Source organism: Streptomyces exfoliatus (genome assembly GCF_000725545.1).
GTDB classification, from domain to species: domain Bacteria; phylum Actinomycetota; class Actinomycetes; order Streptomycetales; family Streptomycetaceae; genus Streptomyces; species Streptomyces exfoliatus.
Genome location: NZ_JNZP01000017.1, coordinates 103,371 through 121,503, shown reverse-complemented (window position 1 = coordinate 121,503; position 18,133 = coordinate 103,371). Strand labels below are relative to the sequence as shown.

At 72.9% G+C, this 18,133-nt stretch carries 20 protein-coding genes and 1 tRNA gene; 12 read left to right on the top strand and 9 right to left on the bottom strand.

The features are described 5' to 3' along the window. Position 1 precedes the first annotated feature (1 nt). The gene (locus tag IO20_RS0121210) at positions 2-2,170 is read right to left on the bottom strand and encodes a S9 family peptidase (protein ID WP_030548598.1); all 2,169 of its coding nucleotides are present in this window, start codon (positions 2,168-2,170) and stop codon (positions 2-4) included. Between the two features lie 180 nt (positions 2,171-2,350). Here IO20_RS0121210 and IO20_RS0121205 point away from each other — a divergent pair, with 180 nt between their 5' ends. From IO20_RS0121205 to IO20_RS0121190, 4 genes are all read left to right on the top strand, one after another. Then, entirely contained in the window at positions 2,351-2,545 is a 195-nt protein-coding gene (locus IO20_RS0121205; RefSeq protein WP_030207665.1) for a hypothetical protein, read from the top strand. An 81-nt stretch (positions 2,546-2,626) separates the two neighbouring features. After that, the gene (gene mshB / locus IO20_RS0121200; RefSeq protein ID WP_030548596.1) at positions 2,627-3,517 is read left to right on the top strand and encodes an N-acetyl-1-D-myo-inositol-2-amino-2-deoxy-alpha-D-glucopyranoside deacetylase; all 891 of its coding nucleotides are present in this window, start codon (positions 2,627-2,629) and stop codon (positions 3,515-3,517) included. Further along, positions 3,514-3,894, top strand: coding sequence for a DUF6113 family protein (locus IO20_RS0121195; RefSeq protein WP_037635970.1), 381 nt, complete (start codon positions 3,514-3,516; stop codon positions 3,892-3,894). Before mshB ends, IO20_RS0121195 begins: the two co-directional genes overlap by 4 nt. A 175-nt stretch (positions 3,895-4,069) precedes the next feature. Continuing rightward, positions 4,070-6,229 (top strand): hypothetical protein, encoded by a 2,160-nt coding sequence (locus IO20_RS0121190; RefSeq protein ID WP_030548592.1) that lies wholly within the window; start codon positions 4,070-4,072, stop codon positions 6,227-6,229. A gap of 79 nt (positions 6,230-6,308) precedes the next feature. Here the strand turns inward: IO20_RS0121190 and IO20_RS0121185 are convergent, their stop codons facing one another. Both IO20_RS0121185 and IO20_RS0121180 read right to left on the bottom strand, forming a co-directional pair. Continuing rightward, positions 6,309-6,533, bottom strand: a complete 225-nt coding sequence (locus tag IO20_RS0121185; protein ID WP_030548589.1) for a hypothetical protein — start codon at positions 6,531-6,533, stop codon at positions 6,309-6,311. 90 nt (positions 6,534-6,623) lie between these two features. Further along, positions 6,624-6,989: a DUF1304 domain-containing protein gene (locus IO20_RS0121180; RefSeq protein WP_030548587.1), complete on the bottom strand. Its 366-nt coding sequence runs from the start codon at positions 6,987-6,989 to the stop codon at positions 6,624-6,626. Between the two features lie 173 nt (positions 6,990-7,162). Here IO20_RS0121180 and IO20_RS0121175 point away from each other — a divergent pair, with 173 nt between their 5' ends. Together IO20_RS0121175 and IO20_RS0121170 are read left to right on the top strand one after the other, a co-directional pair. After that, positions 7,163-7,432: a hypothetical protein gene (locus IO20_RS0121175; protein WP_030548586.1), complete on the top strand. Its 270-nt coding sequence runs from the start codon at positions 7,163-7,165 to the stop codon at positions 7,430-7,432. A gap of 29 nt (positions 7,433-7,461) precedes the next feature. Further along, a tRNA-Ala gene (locus IO20_RS0121170) sits at positions 7,462-7,536 on the top strand. A gap of 30 nt (positions 7,537-7,566) precedes the next feature. Here the strand turns inward: IO20_RS0121170 and IO20_RS0121165 are convergent. Then, positions 7,567-8,454 (bottom strand): transglutaminase family protein, encoded by an 888-nt coding sequence (locus IO20_RS0121165; RefSeq protein WP_051874366.1) that lies wholly within the window; start codon positions 8,452-8,454, stop codon positions 7,567-7,569. Further along, positions 8,439-9,437 (bottom strand): GNAT family N-acetyltransferase, encoded by a 999-nt coding sequence (locus tag IO20_RS0121160; protein ID WP_030548584.1) that lies wholly within the window; start codon positions 9,435-9,437, stop codon positions 8,439-8,441. Before IO20_RS0121160 ends, IO20_RS0121165 begins: the two co-directional genes overlap by 16 nt. A gap of 112 nt (positions 9,438-9,549) precedes the next feature. Here IO20_RS0121160 and fdxA point away from each other — a divergent pair, with 112 nt between their 5' ends. Together fdxA and dapC are read left to right on the top strand one after the other, a co-directional pair. Next, on the top strand, positions 9,550-9,870 hold the full coding sequence (fdxA, locus tag IO20_RS0121155) for a ferredoxin (protein WP_030207635.1): 321 nt from the start codon (positions 9,550-9,552) through the stop codon (positions 9,868-9,870). Positions 9,871-9,959: 89 nt separating this feature from the next. Continuing rightward, a complete protein-coding gene (dapC, locus tag IO20_RS0121150; protein WP_030548582.1) occupies positions 9,960-11,054 on the top strand; it encodes a succinyldiaminopimelate transaminase in 1,095 nt (364 codons plus the stop codon). 73 nt (positions 11,055-11,127) lie between these two features. Here the strand turns inward: dapC and IO20_RS0121145 are convergent, their stop codons facing one another. Beyond that, entirely contained in the window at positions 11,128-11,589 is a 462-nt protein-coding gene (locus IO20_RS0121145; protein WP_030548579.1) for a hypothetical protein, read from the bottom strand. 435 nt (positions 11,590-12,024) lie between these two features. Then, positions 12,025-12,966 (bottom strand): VldE C-terminal domain-containing protein, encoded by a 942-nt coding sequence (locus tag IO20_RS0121140; RefSeq protein WP_030548577.1) that lies wholly within the window; start codon positions 12,964-12,966, stop codon positions 12,025-12,027. Positions 12,967-12,995: 29 nt separating this feature from the next. On the opposite strand from IO20_RS0121140, the gene dapE reads away from it, so the two are divergent. Both dapE and IO20_RS0121130 read left to right on the top strand, forming a co-directional pair. Continuing rightward, a complete protein-coding gene (dapE, locus tag IO20_RS0121135) occupies positions 12,996-14,090 on the top strand; it encodes a succinyl-diaminopimelate desuccinylase (RefSeq protein WP_030548575.1) in 1,095 nt (364 codons plus the stop codon). A gap of 105 nt (positions 14,091-14,195) precedes the next feature. After that, the gene (locus tag IO20_RS0121130) at positions 14,196-14,945 is read left to right on the top strand and encodes an LOG family protein (protein WP_030548573.1); all 750 of its coding nucleotides are present in this window, start codon (positions 14,196-14,198) and stop codon (positions 14,943-14,945) included. Positions 14,946-14,996: 51 nt separating this feature from the next. Here the strand turns inward: IO20_RS0121130 and folP are convergent, their stop codons facing one another. Further along, positions 14,997-15,857, bottom strand: coding sequence for a dihydropteroate synthase (gene folP / locus IO20_RS0121125; RefSeq protein WP_030548570.1), 861 nt, complete (start codon positions 15,855-15,857; stop codon positions 14,997-14,999). Positions 15,858-15,960: 103 nt separating this feature from the next. Here folP and IO20_RS0121120 point away from each other — a divergent pair, with 103 nt between their 5' ends. Further along, positions 15,961-16,284 carry a hypothetical protein gene (locus IO20_RS0121120; RefSeq protein ID WP_030548568.1) on the top strand — a complete coding sequence of 108 codons (324 nt, stop codon included), beginning with the start codon at positions 15,961-15,963 and terminating at the stop codon, positions 16,282-16,284. Beyond that, positions 16,281-16,868, top strand: a complete 588-nt coding sequence (locus IO20_RS0121115; protein WP_030548565.1) for a DNA-3-methyladenine glycosylase I — start codon at positions 16,281-16,283, stop codon at positions 16,866-16,868. The genes IO20_RS0121120 and IO20_RS0121115 overlap by 4 nt, the downstream gene beginning before the upstream one ends. A gap of 25 nt (positions 16,869-16,893) precedes the next feature. Here IO20_RS0121115 and IO20_RS0121110 read toward each other — a convergent pair whose 3' ends face one another. Then, positions 16,894-18,120: an FG-GAP-like repeat-containing protein gene (locus IO20_RS0121110; RefSeq protein ID WP_051874365.1), complete on the bottom strand. Its 1,227-nt coding sequence runs from the start codon at positions 18,118-18,120 to the stop codon at positions 16,894-16,896. Positions 18,121-18,133: the final 13 nt, after the last annotated feature.

The window sequence follows — 18,133 nt, the reverse complement described above, 5'->3', positions numbered from 1 at the left end:
CTCAGCCTTCCTGGCGCAGCCCCAGGGACCGCCGCAGGAAGTCCACCTGCAACAGGAGCAGGTTCTCCGCCACCTGCTCCTGCGGTGTCATGTGGGTGACCCCGGTCAGCGGCAGCACCTCGTGCGGCCGGCCCGCCGCGAGGAGCGCGGAGGACAGCCGCAGCGCGTGCGCGACCACCACGTTGTCGTCCGCGAGACCGTGGACGATCATCATCGGCCGCACCGGGACCTCCGGCCCGGACAGACCGTCGTCGGTGAGCAGCGAGTGCGCCGCGTACACCTCCGGATCGTCCTGCGGAGTGCCGAGGTACCGCTCCGTGTAGTGGGTGTCGTACAGCCGCCAGTCCGTCACCGGCGCCCCCACGACGGCCGCGTGGAACACGTCGGGCCGCTGGAGCACCGCCCGCGCCGCCAGATACCCGCCGTACGACCAGCCGCGGATCGCCACGCGCTCCAGATCGAGCGGGAAGCGCCCGGCGAGGCCCTGGAGCGCCTCCACCTGGTCGTCCAGGGTGGGCGAGAAGTCCCGCGCGATCGCCTTCTCCCAGGCGGGGGAGCGGCCCGGCGTGCCCCGCCCGTCCGCCACGACCACCGCGAAGCCCTGGTCGGCGAACCACTGGGACGTCAGATGCGCGTTGTGCGCGGCGACCACCCGCGGCCCGTGCGGACCGCCGTACGGATCCATCAGGACCGGCAGCGGCCCGTCGCCCTCCTCGTACCCGGAGGGCAGCAGCACCGCGCACGGGATCCGCCGGGCTCCCGACTCCGTGAGCCGCACGCGGGCGCCGATCACCGGTTCCATCGCGTACGAGCCCACCACCGCGACCCGCTTGCCGTCCCGCAGCACCCGCGCCACGCTCCCCGGCGCCTCCGGCCGCGCCGACACGAGCACGGTCACCGCCCCGGTCCGCACCGCGCCGTGTACCCCGACGCCCTCCGACAGCCGCTCCACGCCCCGGCCGGTCACCCGGTACACATGGATCTCGCCGGTATCCATGGCAGCCGCGCCCTCACCCGCGGAGGCCGACACGAGGACGTCGTCGGACCCGATGTCCAGCACCGCCCGGACGTGCAGGTCGGCGCCGGTCAGGACCTCGTCCCCCACGGACAGGGCGCGGGCCCCGGTCTCGTCCGAGACCCGCACGAGCCGCCCGTCCGGAGCCCACGCCGGCACCCCGGACAGCAGCTCCAGCCACACCGGATCGCTCTCCGCCCGTACGGTCGTCGTCTCCCCGCTCTCCGGGTCCACCGCCAGGTACAACTGCTCACGCTGGTCCCGCGCCTGTACGAGGAGCAGCGGTGCCCCGGCCGCCGACCAGTGGACCCGCGCCAGGTACGGGTACCGCTCCCGGTCCCACCGCACCTCCGTACGGGACCCGTCGAGGCCCAGGACGAACAGCCCGACCTCCGCGTTTGCCGTACCGGCCGCCGGGTACGCCACCGACTGCGGCTCCCGGTCCGGGTGCGCCGGGTCGGCGATCCACCAGCGCCGTACCGCCCGGTCGTCGGCCCGCGCGACGAGCAGCCGGTCCGAGTCGGGGGACCACCAGAAACCCCGGTCCCTGGACATCTCCTCCGAGGCGATGAATTCGGCCAATCCGTAGGTGACATGACCGTCCTCAGGAACGGCCAGCTCCCGGTCGCCCGAACCATCCGCCGCCACCACCCGCAGCGCGCCCTCCGCCACGTACGCCACCAGGCGACCGTCCGGCGAAGGCCGGGGGTCGATCACCGGGCCGGGCACCGGCAGCTCCCGCGCCGTCCCCGCCCTCAGCTCCGCCGCGAACAGCCGCCCCGACAGGGCGAAGGCCGCCAACTCCACGGCCCCGTCCACCGCGTACGCCACCACGCCGCCCGAGCCCTCCCGGCTCCGCTCACGGCGGGCCCGCTCCTGGGGCGAGAGCTCCTCCTCGGCGCCCGCGAGCAGCACCTCGGGGTCGGCCGCCACCCGCTCCACGGGGGCGCCGCCGTCCCTAGGCAGGTCGAGGACCCAGAGCCGGTGCGAACGGTCCGTCCCCGAAGCGGACCTGACGAACACGACGCGCTCCCCGTCGGGGGAGATCGAGAAGGCACGCGGGACCCCCAGGGTGAACCGCTGGGTCCTGGCGTGCTGGCGGGGGAAGGAGAGCCCGGCCGAGGGTGTGGCCGGCTGCTGCGAAGGCAAGGTCATGCGGCTGAAACTAGCGCTGTGCGCCCCCCTCGTGCCTCCGTCCGCCGATCGATGTCGTCGCACGGATAGTTATGATCCGTAGCGCTAGGTGGGTATGCATCCGATCGGCATGCCCTCTGGCACATGCTGATCGACCGAACCGCTCGAATATCCGACCAAGAAGTGTGGAGGTGAACCGCCGTGGCACTCTCGATCTCCGTGGTGGTGCTGCTGGCGATCGTCGTCTTCCTTCTCATCCGGAAATCCGGACTGAAGGCCGGACACGCGGCGGTCTGCGCCCTCCTGGGCTTCTATCTGGCGAGCTCGTCCATCGCCCCGTCCATCAGCACCCTCACCACGAACGTGGCGAACATGGTCGGCGGTCTCAAGTTCTGAGCCCGGTCCTCTGAGGTGTCCTGCCCCCTGGGCGGGGCACGTACCGACCTGCGACCCGGTCCGACCTCGTAGGGTGGGGACATGTCCGATCTCCCCGCCCGCCGTCTGCTGCTCGTGCACGCGCACCCGGACGACGAGTCGATCAACAACGGCGCCACCATGGCCAGGTACGCGGCCGAAGGCGCCCTCGTCACCCTGGTCACCTGCACGCTCGGCGAGGAGGGCGAGGTCATCCCGCCCGGCCTCGCCCACCTGGCTCCCGACCGGGAGGACCGGCTCGGCCCGCATCGCGTACGCGAACTCGCCGCCGCGATGATCGCGCTCGGTGTCACCGACCACCGCTTCCTCGGCGGCCCCGGGCGCTTCCGCGACTCCGGAATGATGGGCGCCGAACAGAACAAGCGCGACAACGCCTTCTGGAACACCGACGTCGACACCGCGGCCCCCCACCTCGTCGAGGTGATCAGGGAGACCCGCCCGCAGGTCCTCGTCACCTACGACCCCGACGGCGGCTACGGCCACCCGGACCACATCCAGGCCCACCGGGTCGCCATGCGCGCCGCCGAGCTCGCCGCCGACCCGGACTACCGCCCCGACCTCGGCCCCGCCCACCGGATCGCCAAGATCTACTGGAACCGCGTCCCGCGCCCCGTCGCCGCAGCCGCCTTCGCCCGGCTGCACGCCGAAGGCTCCCCCTTCCCCGCCGTCGCCGCGATCGACGACGTCCCCGGCGTCGTCGACGAGGACCGGATCACCGCCCAGATCGAGGCGAGCCCCGAGCACGCCGCCCGCAAGAGCGCGGCGATGGCCGCACACGTCACCCAAGTCGCCGTCGCCGGCCCGTTCTTCGCGCTCTCCAACGACCTGGGGCAGCCGATCTTCACCACCGAGTACTACGAGTTGGCGCACGGCACCCCCGGCGCTCCCGCGGGCGAACGCGAGACCGACCTCTTCGCGGGGGTGACCGCGTGAACACCTCCACCCCCGGCACGTTCACCGTCTCACGCAACGCCCGTTATGCCTGGTACGCGGGCCTCGCCGTCCTCGGCGTGCTCGTCGGCACCGCGGGCGCCCTCGTCCAAGCCGCCTGGCTTCCCGGCGGCTTGATCCTCGCGCTGCTCGCGACCGGTGCCCTCTTCTACGGCGGACTGCGCGCGACGGGCACCCAGGTCGGCGTCGCCGCCGGCGGAGGCGGCTGGCTCCTCGCCGTCATCCTGCTCAGCCTCGGACGCCCCGAGGGCGACGGGGTGTTCGGCGGAGGCGTCGGCGAGCTGCTCTTCCTCTTCGGAGGCATGGCGCTCGCTGTGATGTGCACCACGCTCTCCCGGCTGCCGCGACCTGCCCCGTGAACAGGAGGACTTGAGTCCGGGGACGCCCTGACTTGGGCCGGAATGACCGTCGTCCTTCACCCAGGGGTCGGGTATATGACGGCGGCGGCCAGTATGGTGGTGCGCGCCGCCGAACCGCCCGGGTTACACGAGCATCAGCAAGAGCGGGCGGTGGAGCCAACCGGGAGATCCTGCTTTGAGTCGTGAAACTGGTCGAGAGACTGACAGTTCGTCCTCCGGCGCCCAGGGGCGCGGTGGAGCCGCGTACCCGTCGGGTACACCGCCGTACGGATCCCGCCAGTATCCGTCGCTCCACCCCTCGCAGGACGCGCCGGAGGAGACCGCCGTGCCCGCGCCGCCGGAGGAGCCCAAGACCGAGACGACCCTGACGACCCGGATCCGGATCAACATCCCGGGTTCGCGGCCGATTCCGCCGGTCGTCGTCCGCAAGACGGTCAACGAGACGTCCGCGCCGGAACCGGCTGCCGCCGTGGAGCCCGAGCCGGAGCCCGAGCCGGTGGCGGCGGCCCCGGAGCCGCCGCAGGCCGAACAGGCGCCGAAGGGGAAGGAGACCAGCGACTGGTTCGCCCCGCGCAAGGCGGGGTCCCCGGGCCCGGCCCCCGCGCCCGCGCTGCCGTCGGCACCCGCTCCGACCCCGAAGCCCGCCCCGGCCCTCGCCGGACCGGACGCCCAGGGCACCGGCTTCGCCGGCTCGGCGACCTCCGGCGTCCCGACGGTCGGCAACACCCCGTCGAGCCGCCCGGTCACGGCGTCCCAGTCCACCCCCGGCAACCCGTTGTACGACAGCGGCACCCCGGCGGCGGGAACGCCGAGGTACGACGGCACGCCCGCGGGCGGTACGCCGATGTACGACGGGCCCCAGGGGTACGACGGCGCCCAGGGCGCCGGAGCCCCCCGCTACGACGGCACCCCCGCCGCCGGAACCCCCCTGTACACCGGCACGCCGCCCACCGGCACGCCCGCGTACCGGGGCCCGGGCGCGCCGACCGGCCCCACCACGGGCCCGGTCACCGGCACCGCCAACCTGGGCGGCCCCGGACCCGTGGCCGGCCAGGGCCAGAGGCCGGGCCGAGGTCAGGGACCGAGGCCCGGGCAGGGACAGCGGCCCGGCCAGGGCCAGGGTGCGGGCTCCCCGTTCCCCGGCGGCGCCCCCCGCATGTCCGACGACACCGCGATCCTCACCCCCCAGGCCCCGGCGCCGGCCTCCGGCCCCGGAGCGCCCCACGGCAACGGCCACGTCTCCGGTGACACCCTCACCAGCGGCATCCCCGTCGTCCCGCCGAAGGCGGCCCGCCCCGACCTCACCCCGCGCATCGAGGAGCAGGCGACCCCGGCCGCCGCGCCCGCACCGCGCCCGGCACCGGCGCCCAGCCGCGCCCCGGCGAAGAAGGGCCGCTCCAAGCTGGTCCTCGTCGCCGCCGGCGTCTTCGGCCTCGCAGGCGTCGCCTACGGCGCCGGACTCCTCCTCAATCACTCCGACGTCCCCAAGGGCACCACGGTGCTCGGCGTGGACATCGGCGGCGGTACGAAGGAAGAGGCCGTCAACAAGCTGGAGCGCGCCCTGGGCAAGCGCGCCGACACCCCGCTCCAGCTCAGCCTGGGCGGCCAGAAGGTCCAGCTGGCCCCGGAGAAGGCGGGCCTGGCACTCGACAGCCAGGAGACCGTCCGCGCCGCCGCAGGCAGTGACTACAACCCCGTCTCGGTCATCGGCTCGCTCTTCGGCGGCGAGCGGGTCGCCAAGCCGGTCTTCCCGGTCGACGAGGAGAAGCTCGCCGTCGCCCTGCGCGACCTCGCCGGCAACTCCGCCTCGGCCACCGACGGCACCATCCTGTTCGCCCCGAACAAGGTGACCGCCGTCGAGGGCAAGCCAGGCAAGGGCCTCGACCTCCAGCGCTCGATGATCTCCGTGAAGGACGCCTTCCGCGCCCAGGTGGAGACCGGCCAGAACAAGCTGGTCGAACTGCCGGTCACCACCCGCCAGCCCAGCATCACCAAGGCCGAGCTGGACCGGGCGATGAAGGAGTTCGCCACCCCCGCCATGTCCGACCTGATCCGGATCTACGCGGGCGGCAAGTACATCGACTTCGGCCCGGCCCGGTCGCTGCCGCAGATCCTCTCCATGAAGGCCGTCGACGGCCGCCTGGTCGAGGTCTACGACAAGAAGGCGATCGACCGACTCCTCGACGGCGCCTTCGACGGAATCATGATCACCAAGGGCGACGGCACCAAGCACGAGGTCTCGGCCGACGACGTGGCCTACGTGATGCGCGACGCGCTGCGCGGCAAGACCAAGGCGGAGCGCACGAAGACCATCGACCTCAGCGGCGAGGGCTGACAGCCCCCGCCCCCGGCTCCGAGCCCCCGCCCCCTCCCGGGACGGGGGCTCGCCCGTATCGAGGGCACGCGCGCGGTGATCACCACGCGCCCCCGTACCGCTCCTTCCTCGCCCGCAGCCAGGCCTGCATCTCCCGGGTCTCGGCGGGGGAGGCGGCCCGCAGGTCGTCGGCCCGGATCGTCGCCACGAAGCGCGTGAACCGCACCCGCCGCTGTTCACCGTCCACACCGATGACCTTGCCGGGCCCGTAGACGTCGGTCCCGGTATGGGCGACGAAGCTGCCCGTGCCGTGAGGGACTGCCATGGCGCACCTTTCGCTCTGTGTGTCGTACCGCTCACACAGTGCCGTGCCTCCGGCCGTCCCGGAGAGGGAGGCGCGCGCGACGGGCAGCCGTCAGTAGTGGGAGACGAGGACGGCCGAGAGGGCGAGGGCGCCGGGGAGGGCCTGGGCGAAGAGGATGCGGCGGTTGGCGGTGGCGGCACCGTAGACGCCGGCGATGACGACGCAGGACAGGAAGAAGACGCGGACGCGGAACCCGGTCGGGTCGTCGGCGATCAGACCCCAGACCAGCCCGGCGGCGAGGAAGCCGTTGTAGAGGCCCTGGTTGGCGGCCATGGAGGCGGTGTCGCGGGCCATCGTGGCGTCGAAGCCGGAGAAGCGACGACCGGTCGACTTCTGCCACAGGAACATCTCCATCACCATGATGTAGGCGTGGAGCAGGGCGACGAGGGCGACGAGGATGTCGGCGGTCAGCGGCATGGCCGCATTCTGCCGCCGGACGGGCGGGGCCCGGCCCGCGACGCGTCCGTGCGGACGACAACTCCGCCTTGCCGGCGGCAAGGGGCCCTCAGGAGAGGCGTTCCGGGCGATGGCGGCGGCCACGTGCCGACCCACCCGGAACGACGCCCCCGTGGTCCGCTTCAATCGGGCCCATGACCCACTCACTCGGCTCCGTCTCCGCGCCCTCCGGAGTGCTGGTCCTCGCCATGCGGGGCGGTATGACCTGCGGGGCCCTGTCCGACGTGCCCGCCGACGTCGACCCGCGCGAGGCGCGGGCCGCCGCCGCCCGTATGGTGACGCAGCTGGTCAGGCAGTTCCACGAGACAGATGTCGACGTGGTGTGGGAACCGCCCCACGACGACCGTTCCTGGACCGCGCGGGTACGGGTCCTGGGAGACGCCGAAAAGGAGTCGCGGCTCTGACCGGCCGCCCCCTAAGATCGTCCGCAAGGGCGGGGTCGTAGCACAGAGGTAATGCGCCGCGATGGCATCTCGGAGGACGCCGGTTCGAATCCGGTCGCCCCGCCCCCTTCACGTGCCGGACCGGCGCGGGCCCGTCAGTTCAGGCGCGCCCGTGCCGCCTGGGCCCTTCGGCGGATCGTCGTCGCCGACTCCGGGTCCACCGCGTCCATCACGCGCGCGTACGCCTCCATCTCCGCCGCCCCCTTCACGAACTCCCCGCGCTGTACGAGCAGCTCGGCGCGCTCGTAGCGGAGCCTGGCCGGGTGGGAGGGGAGCAGCAGGGAGAGTTCCACCGCCCACAGGGCCACGTCGGAGCGTTCCGGGCGGGGGGCGGCCCAGGCGCGGATGTTGTTGAGGACCCGCAGCACGATCGCGCCGGGCTCGGCGGGCCGGAGCATCGAGCGGTCGAGCGCCTCGCCCGTCGCGCTGGTCACCAGGAGCTCGGCGTCGGCGCCCGTCATGGCGCGTCCGCCGGCGAAGGGGTCGGCGAGGTTCAGGTCGGCCGGGTCGCCGAAGCCGACGACGAAGTGGCCGGGCAGCCCGAGGCCGTACACGGGGGCGCCGGCCCGGCGTGCGACCTCCATCCAGACGACGGACAGCAGGATGGGCAGGCCCCTGCGGCGTCGGAGCACCTCGTGGAGGAGGGAGGACTCCAGGCGCTGGTAGTCGGCGGGGACGCCCTCGAAGCCCTCGTGGCGGCCGAGCAGCGCGGCGAGCTCGCCGCTCCAGTCGCCGGTGATCCGGGTCGCGTACGGGAGGAGTCCGGCGAGGCGGTCGAGTTCGATCTCGGCCGCGTCGAGGTCGTGCCGGGTGACGGTGGGGTCGGCCACCGCCCCGATGAGGAGGCAGAGCCGTGCGAGGTCGGGCCGCTCGGACCGGGCCTCCTCCGCGAACTCCCGCCGCCAGTCGACCCGCTCCCCCTCCCCGGCGCCGTCTTCCGGCCCGTCCGGTGGTGGTACGTCCTCCGTCACGCCTCGACCCATCGGTAGTGGTGGTAGTGGTGGTGGGGCGCGAACCCCATGCCGTCGTACAGCGCCCGGGCGCCGTCGTTGTCGGTCTCCACCTGGAGCCAGGCCGCCGACGCGCCCTCGTCGAGTGCCTGCCGGGCGAGCGCCGTCATGACGGAGGTCGCCAGGCCCCGGCGCCGCTGGTCGGGGGCGACCTCGACGGCCATGAAGCCCGCCCAGCGCCCGTCGACCACGCAGCGCCCGATCGCCGCCGGTATCTCTCCCGTGCCCGCCACGGACGCGAACCACACACTCGGTCCCGAGGTGAGGACGGAGCGCACGCCCGGGCCCGGTTCCCCGAAGCGCTGGTAGCGGCGCAGCCAGGTCTCGTCGAGGGTGCGCGTGAGGCGTACGGCGGAGACGTCGGCGTCGAGGTCGGCTATCGGGGCGAGCGCCGCGATGCGGACCTCCGCGGAGACCTCGCGCCGCCAGCCGTGCCGGTCGAGTTCGGCGCACAGCAGTTCCTGGGTGCCTTCGGCGCCGGTGGCTGTCTGCACGTACGCGGGGAGCTTCCGGGCCGCGTACCACGCGCGCGCGTGCGTCAGGGCGTCGGCGACCGGGAGTCCGGGATCGCCGAGCGGGAGCACGGAGTTGGCGCGGCGGGTGAACCCGTCGGAGGCCCGCAGGGTCCATTCGCCGAGGGCCTCGCTCTCGACGGGCTGCCACGCGCGCGCGGTGGCGCGCGCCAGCTCGGGGAACGTGGCCGAGGGGCCGCGCCTCCGGGCGGGCGCGGCCGGTACGACCTTTCCGGCGACGAGTGCGGATTCCGGGATGCGGACGCTGTCACCGCTCTTTCGTGTGATCAGCAGCACAGCGTCGTCCCATGATGTGAGAACTCCGACCGAGTCGGTGAACTTCTCACTCGTAGCCGAGTCCGTCACGTACCGAACGGAGACACGTTTTCCCACGTCAGCGCCGGTGATTCGGACCTCAAGACGCCCTCCGCCGATGAATTCCACAGCTTCTCCGCCCCTCCTGTTCGGATCGCCCCCAAGAACGGAGATACTAGGTGCGGGCATCGACGACGCCGCGCTCCCGCGCAGACCAGCCCTATCGAGGAGGAACGACAGCGTGACCTACGTCATCGCGCAGCCTTGTGTCGACGTGAAGGACAAGGCGTGCATCGAGGAGTGCCCCGTCGACTGCATCTACGAGGGCAAGCGGTCCTTGTACATCCACCCGGACGAATGCGTCGACTGCGGGGCCTGTGAGCCGGTCTGCCCGGTGGAGGCGATCTTCTACGAGGACGACACCCCGGAGGAGTGGAAGGACTACTACAAGGCGAACGTCGAGTTCTTCGACGACCTCGGTTCGCCCGGTGGTGCCTCCAAGCTCGGTGAGATCGAGCGTGACCACCCCTTCATCGCCGCCCTGCCGCCGCAGAACGGCTGATTGAACGACCGCATCCGGTCCCGTACGGCCTCCGCCGCCGTACGGGACCGAGGCGTTTTCCCGTACGTACAGGAAGTGAGAGCCAACCCGTGAGCGCAGTCTCCTCGCGCCTGCCCGTCTTTCCCTGGGACAAGCTGGAGCCGTACAAGAAGACGGCCCTGGCGCACCCGGACGGAATCGTGGACCTCTCGGTCGGCACGCCCGTCGACCCGGTCCCCGCGCTGATCCAGGAGGCCCTGGTCGCGGCGGCGGACTCTCCGGGCTATCCGACGGTGTGGGGCACGAAGGAGCTGCGGGACGCGCTCACCGGCTGGTGCGGGCGGCGTCTCGGCGCGGTGGACTTCGCGCACGAGAACGTGCTGCCGGTGGTCGGCTCCAAGGAGCTGGTGGCCTGGCTGCCGACGCAGCTGGGTCTCGGTGCGGGCGACGTGGTCGCCTACCCGCGGCTCGCCTACCCGACGTACGAGGTCGGCGCGCGGCTCTGCGGCGCGACACCCGTCGTCTACGACGACCCGACGGAGCTGGACCCGGCCGGGCTCAGGCTCCTCTGGCTCAACTCGCCGTCCAACCCGACCGGCAAGGTCCTCGCCAAGGAGGAGCTGACCCGGATCGTGGCCTGGGCGCGCGAGCACGGCGTGCTCGTCTTCTCCGACGAGTGCTACCTGGAGCTGGGCTGGGAGGCCGACCCGGTGTCGGTCCTGCACCCGGACGTCTGCGGCGGCTCGTACGAGGGCATCGTCGCCGTCCACTCGCTGTCCAAGCGTTCCAATCTGGCCGGCTACCGGGCCGCCTTCATCGCGGGCGACGCGGCCGTGCTCGGCGAGCTGCTGCAGATCCGCAAGCACGGCGGCATGATGACCGCCGCGCCCGTCCAGGCGGCGACGGTGGCGGCGCTCGGCGACGACGCGCACGTGGCCGAGCAGCGCGGGCGGTACGCGGCCCGGCGGGCGGCCCTGCGGGCGGCCCTGGAGGCGCACGGCTTCCGGATCGAGCACAGCGAGGCGAGCCTGTACCTGTGGGCGACGCGCGACGAGCCGTGCTGGGAGACCGTGGCGTACCTCGCGGAGAAGGGCGTCCTGGTGGCGCCGGGCGACTTCTACGGCGAGGCGGGGGATCGATTCGTGCGGGTGGCGTTCACGGCGACGGACGAGCGGGTCGAGGCGGCGGTCAAGCGCCTCGGCTGATCGCGCGCCCACGGCATGGGAGAGGGCCCGGGGAGCAGGTGCTCCCCGGGCCCTCTGTCGTTCCCGTGCGGGGTCAGCCGCCGAGGGGCAGGCCGCCGAGCGTCTGGCCGGCGGGCAGGCTGCCGAGCCCGCCGCCCAGGGCACCGCCGGTCGGGCCCTCGGCGCTCTCGGTCGCGGCGCCGGCGGTCTTGCCGACGACCTCGCCCGCGCTGCCGGCGGTCTCGCCGGCGACCTGCTGGGCGGCCGGGGTGGCGGTCTTGCCCGCCGCGCCGACGGTCTTGCCGGCGGCGGGGACGGCCGTGCCGACGGCCTGGCTGCCGGTGGCACCGACGACGCCGGTGGCGGTCTGCGAGGCGCTGTCGACGGCGGTGCCCGCACCGGCGGCGTCCAGGGCGGTGACGCCGCCGAGGGCGCCGGTCGGCGCGAGGTTGTGGTCCAGGGCGCTCGCGGAGCCGGCCGCACCGACCACGGGGGCTGCTCCGGCCGCGATGAGGAGGGCGGCGCGGGCGATCCGACGGGTCAGGGGGAGGGACATGGTGCTCCTTCGACGAGGTGCGAGGTGTTCGTTCGGACGCAGTGACAACCGGCCCCGGGGCGGGTGAGGTTGCGGAGGTCGAAGGTAAAGAGTTGGTAATGCGTCGTATTGTCAGGTGGGGAGGAAAACGGACGAACGTGTCATTACGTGGAGGGTTGCCGAACCGTCACTTCCCTTGTCGCGCAAGGGGATGGGGCGGGTGGGGCGCGGTGGGTGAAAAGCGGCTCGGAGGGGTGGTGAATTCCCCGGACGAGAACCGGGGCCGTGCCACGACCGAGTGAACGACCGCACGCGTGCACGCCCGCCGTACGAGCCACCGCATGCCTGTACCGGCCACCCCGCGAGTCGCCGTACGAGCCGCCCCGGCCGCCGCCGCGCGCCCGCCCCGGCCGCCGCCGTTCGGCCGCCGCGCGAGTCGCCCGGCTGCCGCCGTCGCTAGCGCGCGAGCCGTACGCGGACGGTGTCGCCGTCGCCGGCGAGCGCGCCCGAGGCCTTCGTCCAGCCGCCGGCGGCCTCGCCGGCCCGCCACACCTTGCCGTCGTACACGACCTCCGTGATGCGCAGCGCGTCCGCCCGCGCCACCGCCCACTGTGCGAGCTCCCAGCCGTGCCGCTCGTCCGCCCCGGCGCCACGCGCCGTCCCGGACCCCGTCCGCACCGGCACCGCGAGGACCGGCGGCTCCGCCGCCGACCGGCCCGCGCTCGGACCGCTCGTCACCGTCGTCGGCGCCGCCTTCTCGCCGAAGGCCCGTACCAGCTCCGCGCGCACCCGCGCGGGGTCGCCCGGCCGGCCCTCCACCTCGTTCGCCGTACAGGTCAGTGCCGCCGGGGCCCGGCCCGTCAGCGCGGCCGACAGGAGCGTGGCGTCCGGCTCGTGCTTCGCGTACGCCTGCGGGAAACCGCTCTTCTGCACCTTCTGCGCGGCCACCGTCAGCGGCAGCCGCGAATACCCCGGGACCTTCTCCAGGCCCGCGTAGAACTTCCCCGCCGAGTACACCGGGTCCATGATCTGCTCCGGCGTCCCCCAGCCCATCGACGGCCGCTGCTGGAACAGGCCGAGCGAGTCGCGGTCGCCGTGCTCGATGTTCCGCAGCGCCGACTCCTGGAGCGCCGTCGCGAGCGCGATCGTCACCGCGCGCTCCGGCAGGCCCCTGGTCGTCCCCACGGCGGAGATCGTCGCCGCGTTGGACGCCTGCTCCGGAGTGAACTCGTACCGGTTCTCGCCACTGCCCACACTGCACCGGGGGGTGCCCTTGCTCCCTGTCATCTGGTGGACGGCCACGTACGCGGCGAGGCCGAGGAGCACGGCGAAGGCGGCCGCGGAGCGGGCGAGGCGGCCGCGACGGGCGGGGCGGATGGGCTCGGACACGGGGCCCACCGTACTGGAGGCCGAGTTAGGGTCGGCATATGGCTGACATCACTCCGCTCGACGCGCCCCTCGACCTGTCCCAGGACGGGGCGGCGCTCACCGCCGCCCTCGTCGACTTCCCGTCCGTCAGCGGGACCGAGAAGCCGCTCGCGGACGTGATCGAGCAGGCTCTGCGCACGCTGCCGCACCTCACCGTCGACCGGTACGGCAACAACGTCGTCGCCCGTTCCCACCTCGGTCACGGCGAGCGCGTCGTCCTCGCCGGCCACATCGACACCGTGCCGATCGCGGACAACGTGCCCTCGCGACTCGACGAGAACGGCATCCTGTGGGGCTGCGGCACCTCCGACATGAAGTCCGGGGTCGCCGTCCAGCTGCGGATCGCCGCCACCGTCCCCCGGCCCAACCGCGACCTCACCTTCGTCTTCTACGACAACGAGGAGGTCGCCGCCGACCTCAACGGCCTCGGGAAGATCGCCGCCGCGCACCCCGACTGGCTGGAAGGCGACTTCGCCGTCCTCCTCGAACCGTCCGACGCCCAGGTCGAGGGCGGCTGTCAGGGCACCCTGCGCGTCATCCTGCACACGGCCGGTGAGCGGGCCCACTCCGCGCGCTCCTGGATGGGTTCCAACGCCATCCACGCCGCCGCCCCGATCCTCGCCCGCCTCGCCGCCTACGAGCCGCGCAAGCCGGTCATCGACGGCCTGGAGTACCACGAGGGCCTCAACGCCGTCGCGATCGAGGGCGGCGTCGCCACCAACGTCATCCCCGACGCCTGCACCGTCACCGTGAACTTCCGCTACGCCCCCGACCGCTCCCCGGCCGAGGCCCTGGCGTACGTCCGCGAGTTCTTCGACGGCTGCGACATCGCCGAGTTCGTCGTCGACGACGAGAGCCCCGGCGCGCTGCCCGGCCTCTCCCACCCGGCCGCCGAGGCGTTCATGAAGGCCGTCGGGGGCAGCGCCCAGCCCAAGTTCGGCTGGACCGACGTGGCCCGCTTCAGCGCCCTCGGCGTGCCCGCCGTGAACTACGGCCCCGGCGACCCGATCTACGCCCACAAGCGCGACGAGCACGTTCCCGTCGACCGGATCCACCACTGCGAGGCACGACTCCGCGACTGGCTGACTGCCTGACTTCCGTAATTTCGCGTTTCGTCACCTCTGTCGTCCTAGGCTGACCGGACCAGAAGATCAGTTGGCGGCCGGCAACGGGCCGCCGATCGGCGGAGGGAGCAGGCCATGGGCATTCCCGAGGGAATGGCGAAGCCCGAGGAGCAGCGACTCGGTCCGGTGCTCAGGCGGCGGGATCAGGTCCAGCCGGGCACGACGGACCAGCGGCTGCTCGACACCGAGGGCGACTCGGAGTGGGTGCACACCGACCCCTGGCGGGTCATGCGCATCCAGTCCGAGTTCGTCGAGGGCTTCGGGGCGCTCGCCGAACTGCCGAGCGCGATCAGCGTCTTCGGCTCGGCCCGCACGAAGCCGGACTCGCCCGAGTACGAGGCGGGCGTACGGATCGGCCGGGCGCTCGTGGAGGCCGGCTTCGCGGTCATCACCGGCGGCGGGCCCGGCGCCATGGAGGCGGCCAACAAGGGGGCCAGGGAGGCCAAGGGCATCTCGGTGGGCCTCGGCATCGAGCTCCCCTTCGAGCAGGGGCTCAACCCGCACGTCGACATCGGCGTGAACTTCCGCTACTTCTTCGTCCGCAAGACGATGTTCGTGAAGTACGCGCAGGGCTTCGTCGTCCTGCCCGGCGGCCTCGGCACCCTCGACGAGCTCTTCGAGGCGCTGACCCTGGTCCAGACGCGCAAGGTCACCCGCTTCCCGATCGTCCTCTTCGGCACGGAGTACTGGAAGGGCCTCGTCGACTGGCTCCGCGACTCCGTCGTCGCGGGCGGCAAGGCCTCCGAGCGGGACCTGCTCCTCTTCCACGTCACGGACGACGTGGAGGAGGCGGTGACGCTGGTGACGAAGGAGACCGGCAAGTAGTCCGGTCTCCGGGGGCGCCGGATCCGGCGCCCCCGTGGGCCGTGCCAGGGCCTACGCGAGCCCGCGCCTGGCGACGGCCGGCGGCCGGTGCCCGGCGATCGACGCCACCATGTCGAGCACCTGCTTCGTCTCCGCGACCTCGTGCACGCGGTACACCTGCGCCCCGAGCCACGCCGAGACCGCCGTCGTGGCGAGCGTGCCGAGCACCCGCTCCTTCACCGGCCGGTCGAGCGTCTCCCCGACGAAGTCCTTGTTCGACAGGGACACGAGCACCGGCCACCCCGTCTCCGCCATCTCCCCGAGCCGCCGCGTCGCCTCCAGGCTGTGCCGGGTGTTCTTCCCGAAGTCGTGCCCCGGGTCGATCATGATCCCGTCCCGCCGCACGCCGAGGGCGACCGCCCGCTCCGCGAGCCCCACCGTGACCCTCAGGATGTCGGCCATCACGTCCTCGTACGCGACCCGGTGCGGCCGGGTCCGCGGTTCGGCGCCGCCCGCGTGCGTGCACACGAGCCCCGCGCCGTACTTCGCGGCGACCTCGGCGAGCGCGGGGTCGACCCCGCCCCACGCGTCGTTCAGGACGTCCGCCCCGGCCTCGCAGACCGCCGCGCCGACGTCCGCCCGCCAGGTGTCGACGCTGATGACCACGTCGGGGTGGCGCCTGCGCACCTCCGCCACGAAGCCGACCGTGCGCCGCGCCTCCTCCTCGGCCGTCACCTCCTCGCCGGGGCCCGCCTTCACCCCGCCGATGTCGATGATCGCCGCGCCCTCGGCCACGGCCTGCTCGACCCGGGCGAGCGCAGGCTCGTCCCGGAAGGTCGCGCCCTGGTCGTAGAAGGAGTCCGGGGTCCGGTTCACGATCGCCATGATCACCGGCTCGTGCGGCCCGAATTCACGCCGTCCCAAGCGCAGCATCCCTTTTGTCCTCCCTCGTGTCCGTTCGCCTGCGACCCTAGCTGTCGGTGGCGCATGGCACGATCGGCACGGGACGATTTCCACTCCGGGGAGAGGCACGCAGGTGTTCTGGTTTCTGCTCATCACCATGGTCGTGGTCGTGGCCGCGGTCACCCTGGCCGTGGTCGGCGGCGGCGACAGCGAGGTGCTGCCCGAGGTGGCGCCCGAGCAGCTCGTCGACCCCCTCCCGGCCGCCCGCCCGGTCGACCGCGCCGACGTCGAGGCACTCCGCCTCCCCGTCGCGGTCCGCGGCTACCGGATGGCGGACGTCGACGACGTGCTGGTCCGGCTCGGCGCCGAACTCGCCGAGCGGGACGCGCGGATCGCCGAACTGGAGGACGCGCTCGCGGGAGCGTCCGCCGGTGACGGAGAGGACGACCGGGCGTGACGGCGGGCGAGGCGGTTCCGGGCCCGGACGGGCGGCTGCGCTGTCCCTGGGGGCTCTCGGCCGAGGACTACGTGGCGTACCACGACGAGGAGTGGGGCCGCCCGGTCCACGGCGACGACGCGCTGTTCGAGCGGCTCTGCCTGGAGGCCTTCCAGTCGGGCCTCTCCTGGATCACGATCCTGCGCCGCCGCGAGGGCTTCCGGCGCGCCTTCGACGGCTTCGCGATCGCCTCCGTGGCGAAGTTCGGGGACGCGGACCGCGAGCGGCTCCTCGTCGACGAGGGCATCATCCGCAACCGCGCCAAGATCGACGCGACCCTCGCCAACGCGAAGCTGCTCGCCACCTGGTCCCCGGGCGAACTCGACTCGCTGATCTGGTCGTACGCCCCTGATCCCGCGCGCCGCCCGGTCCCGCGCACGGTCGCCGAGGTCCCGGCGGTCACGGACGAGTCCACGGCCCTCTCGAAGGCCCTCAAGAAGCGAGGCCTGCGCTTCATCGGCCCCACCACGGCCTACGCGCTGATGCAGGCGTGCGGTCTCGTCGACGACCATGTGGCGGGGTGTGTGGCCCGGGGCGGAAAGTGACCCCGGGCCGTCGTTCCCTGCCGGGTCAGAAGAGGTGGACCCGGTCGGCCGGGTCGTACATCGTGGTGTAGACGGGGCCGCCGATGCCGCCACGGCCGTTGCCCGGATAGACGTGCAGATCCCAGAAGTTGATGGTCCGCATGAGGTCGGCCTTGCCGTCGCCGGTGACGTCGCCGACGGAGAGGACCGGCTCGTTGGACGGCCAGGCGTACGGCAGCTTCGTGCGGGCGCCGAACGTGCCCGAGCCGTTGCCCGGGTAGAGCCAGAGTCCGCGTGAACCGTCCCGCGCGACCAGGTCCGACCGGCCGTCGCCGGTCATGTCGCCCGGCGCCACGAGCCGGGTCATCGTGTTCCAGCCGCCGCCGACCCTCTTGCGGGCGCCGAACCAGCCATGGCCGTTGCCCGGGTACGTCCACAGGACACCGGCGGTGTCACGGGCGACCATGTCGCGGCGGCCGTCACCGGTGATGTCACCGACGGCCTTGATCTCCTTCATGGTGTTCCAGCCGCCGCCGATCTTGACGCGGGGCTTGAACCAGCCCTTGCCGTTGCCGGGGTAGAACCAGAGCACGCCGGAGCGGTCGCGGGCGAAGACGTCCTCGTTGCGGTCGCCGTCGTAGTCGCCGTGCCGGACGATCTGGGTCATGCCGTTCCATCCGCCGCCTATCAGCACGCCCTTGGGGGAGACGTCCCACTGGGCGCTGTAGCCGTGGAGGTACCACAGCCGGCCGTCGTCGGCCCGCTCGATGAGGTCGGGCCGGAGGTCGTTGTTCAGGTCACCGAACTGCGCGGCGGCGGGCAGGCCGGTGGGTCGCTTCTCCTGCGGCGCCCAGGTCATCCACGGAACGCCCTGGGTCGCCTCGTAGCTGGTGGTGGCCACGCGGATGGAGCTGATCTTGTTGTCGAGCTGGCCCATCACGGAGCCGTCGAAGCTGATCGCGCCGTTGTGCGGGTCCGAGTGCAGGGAGTCGCTCCCGCCGAACCCGGCGTCGCTCCAGAGGACCGCGTACAGGCTGGAGTTGTTCACGACGGAGGAGATCGTGTTGTTCCACGTCCCGAGCGTGGACTGACTGGACGAGATGATCTTCATCTCGCCCTTGAAGTCGCGGTACTGGAAGACGCACAGGCGGCCCGAGGGGCAGCGTCCGGAGTCGGCTGCCGCAGGGGGAGCGGCGGTCATCAGAGTCGCCAGGGAGGCCGCTGTGGTCACGGCGGCGGCCAGGGCGCGACGGCCCCGGTTGCTGCGGATCATGGATCGGAATCCG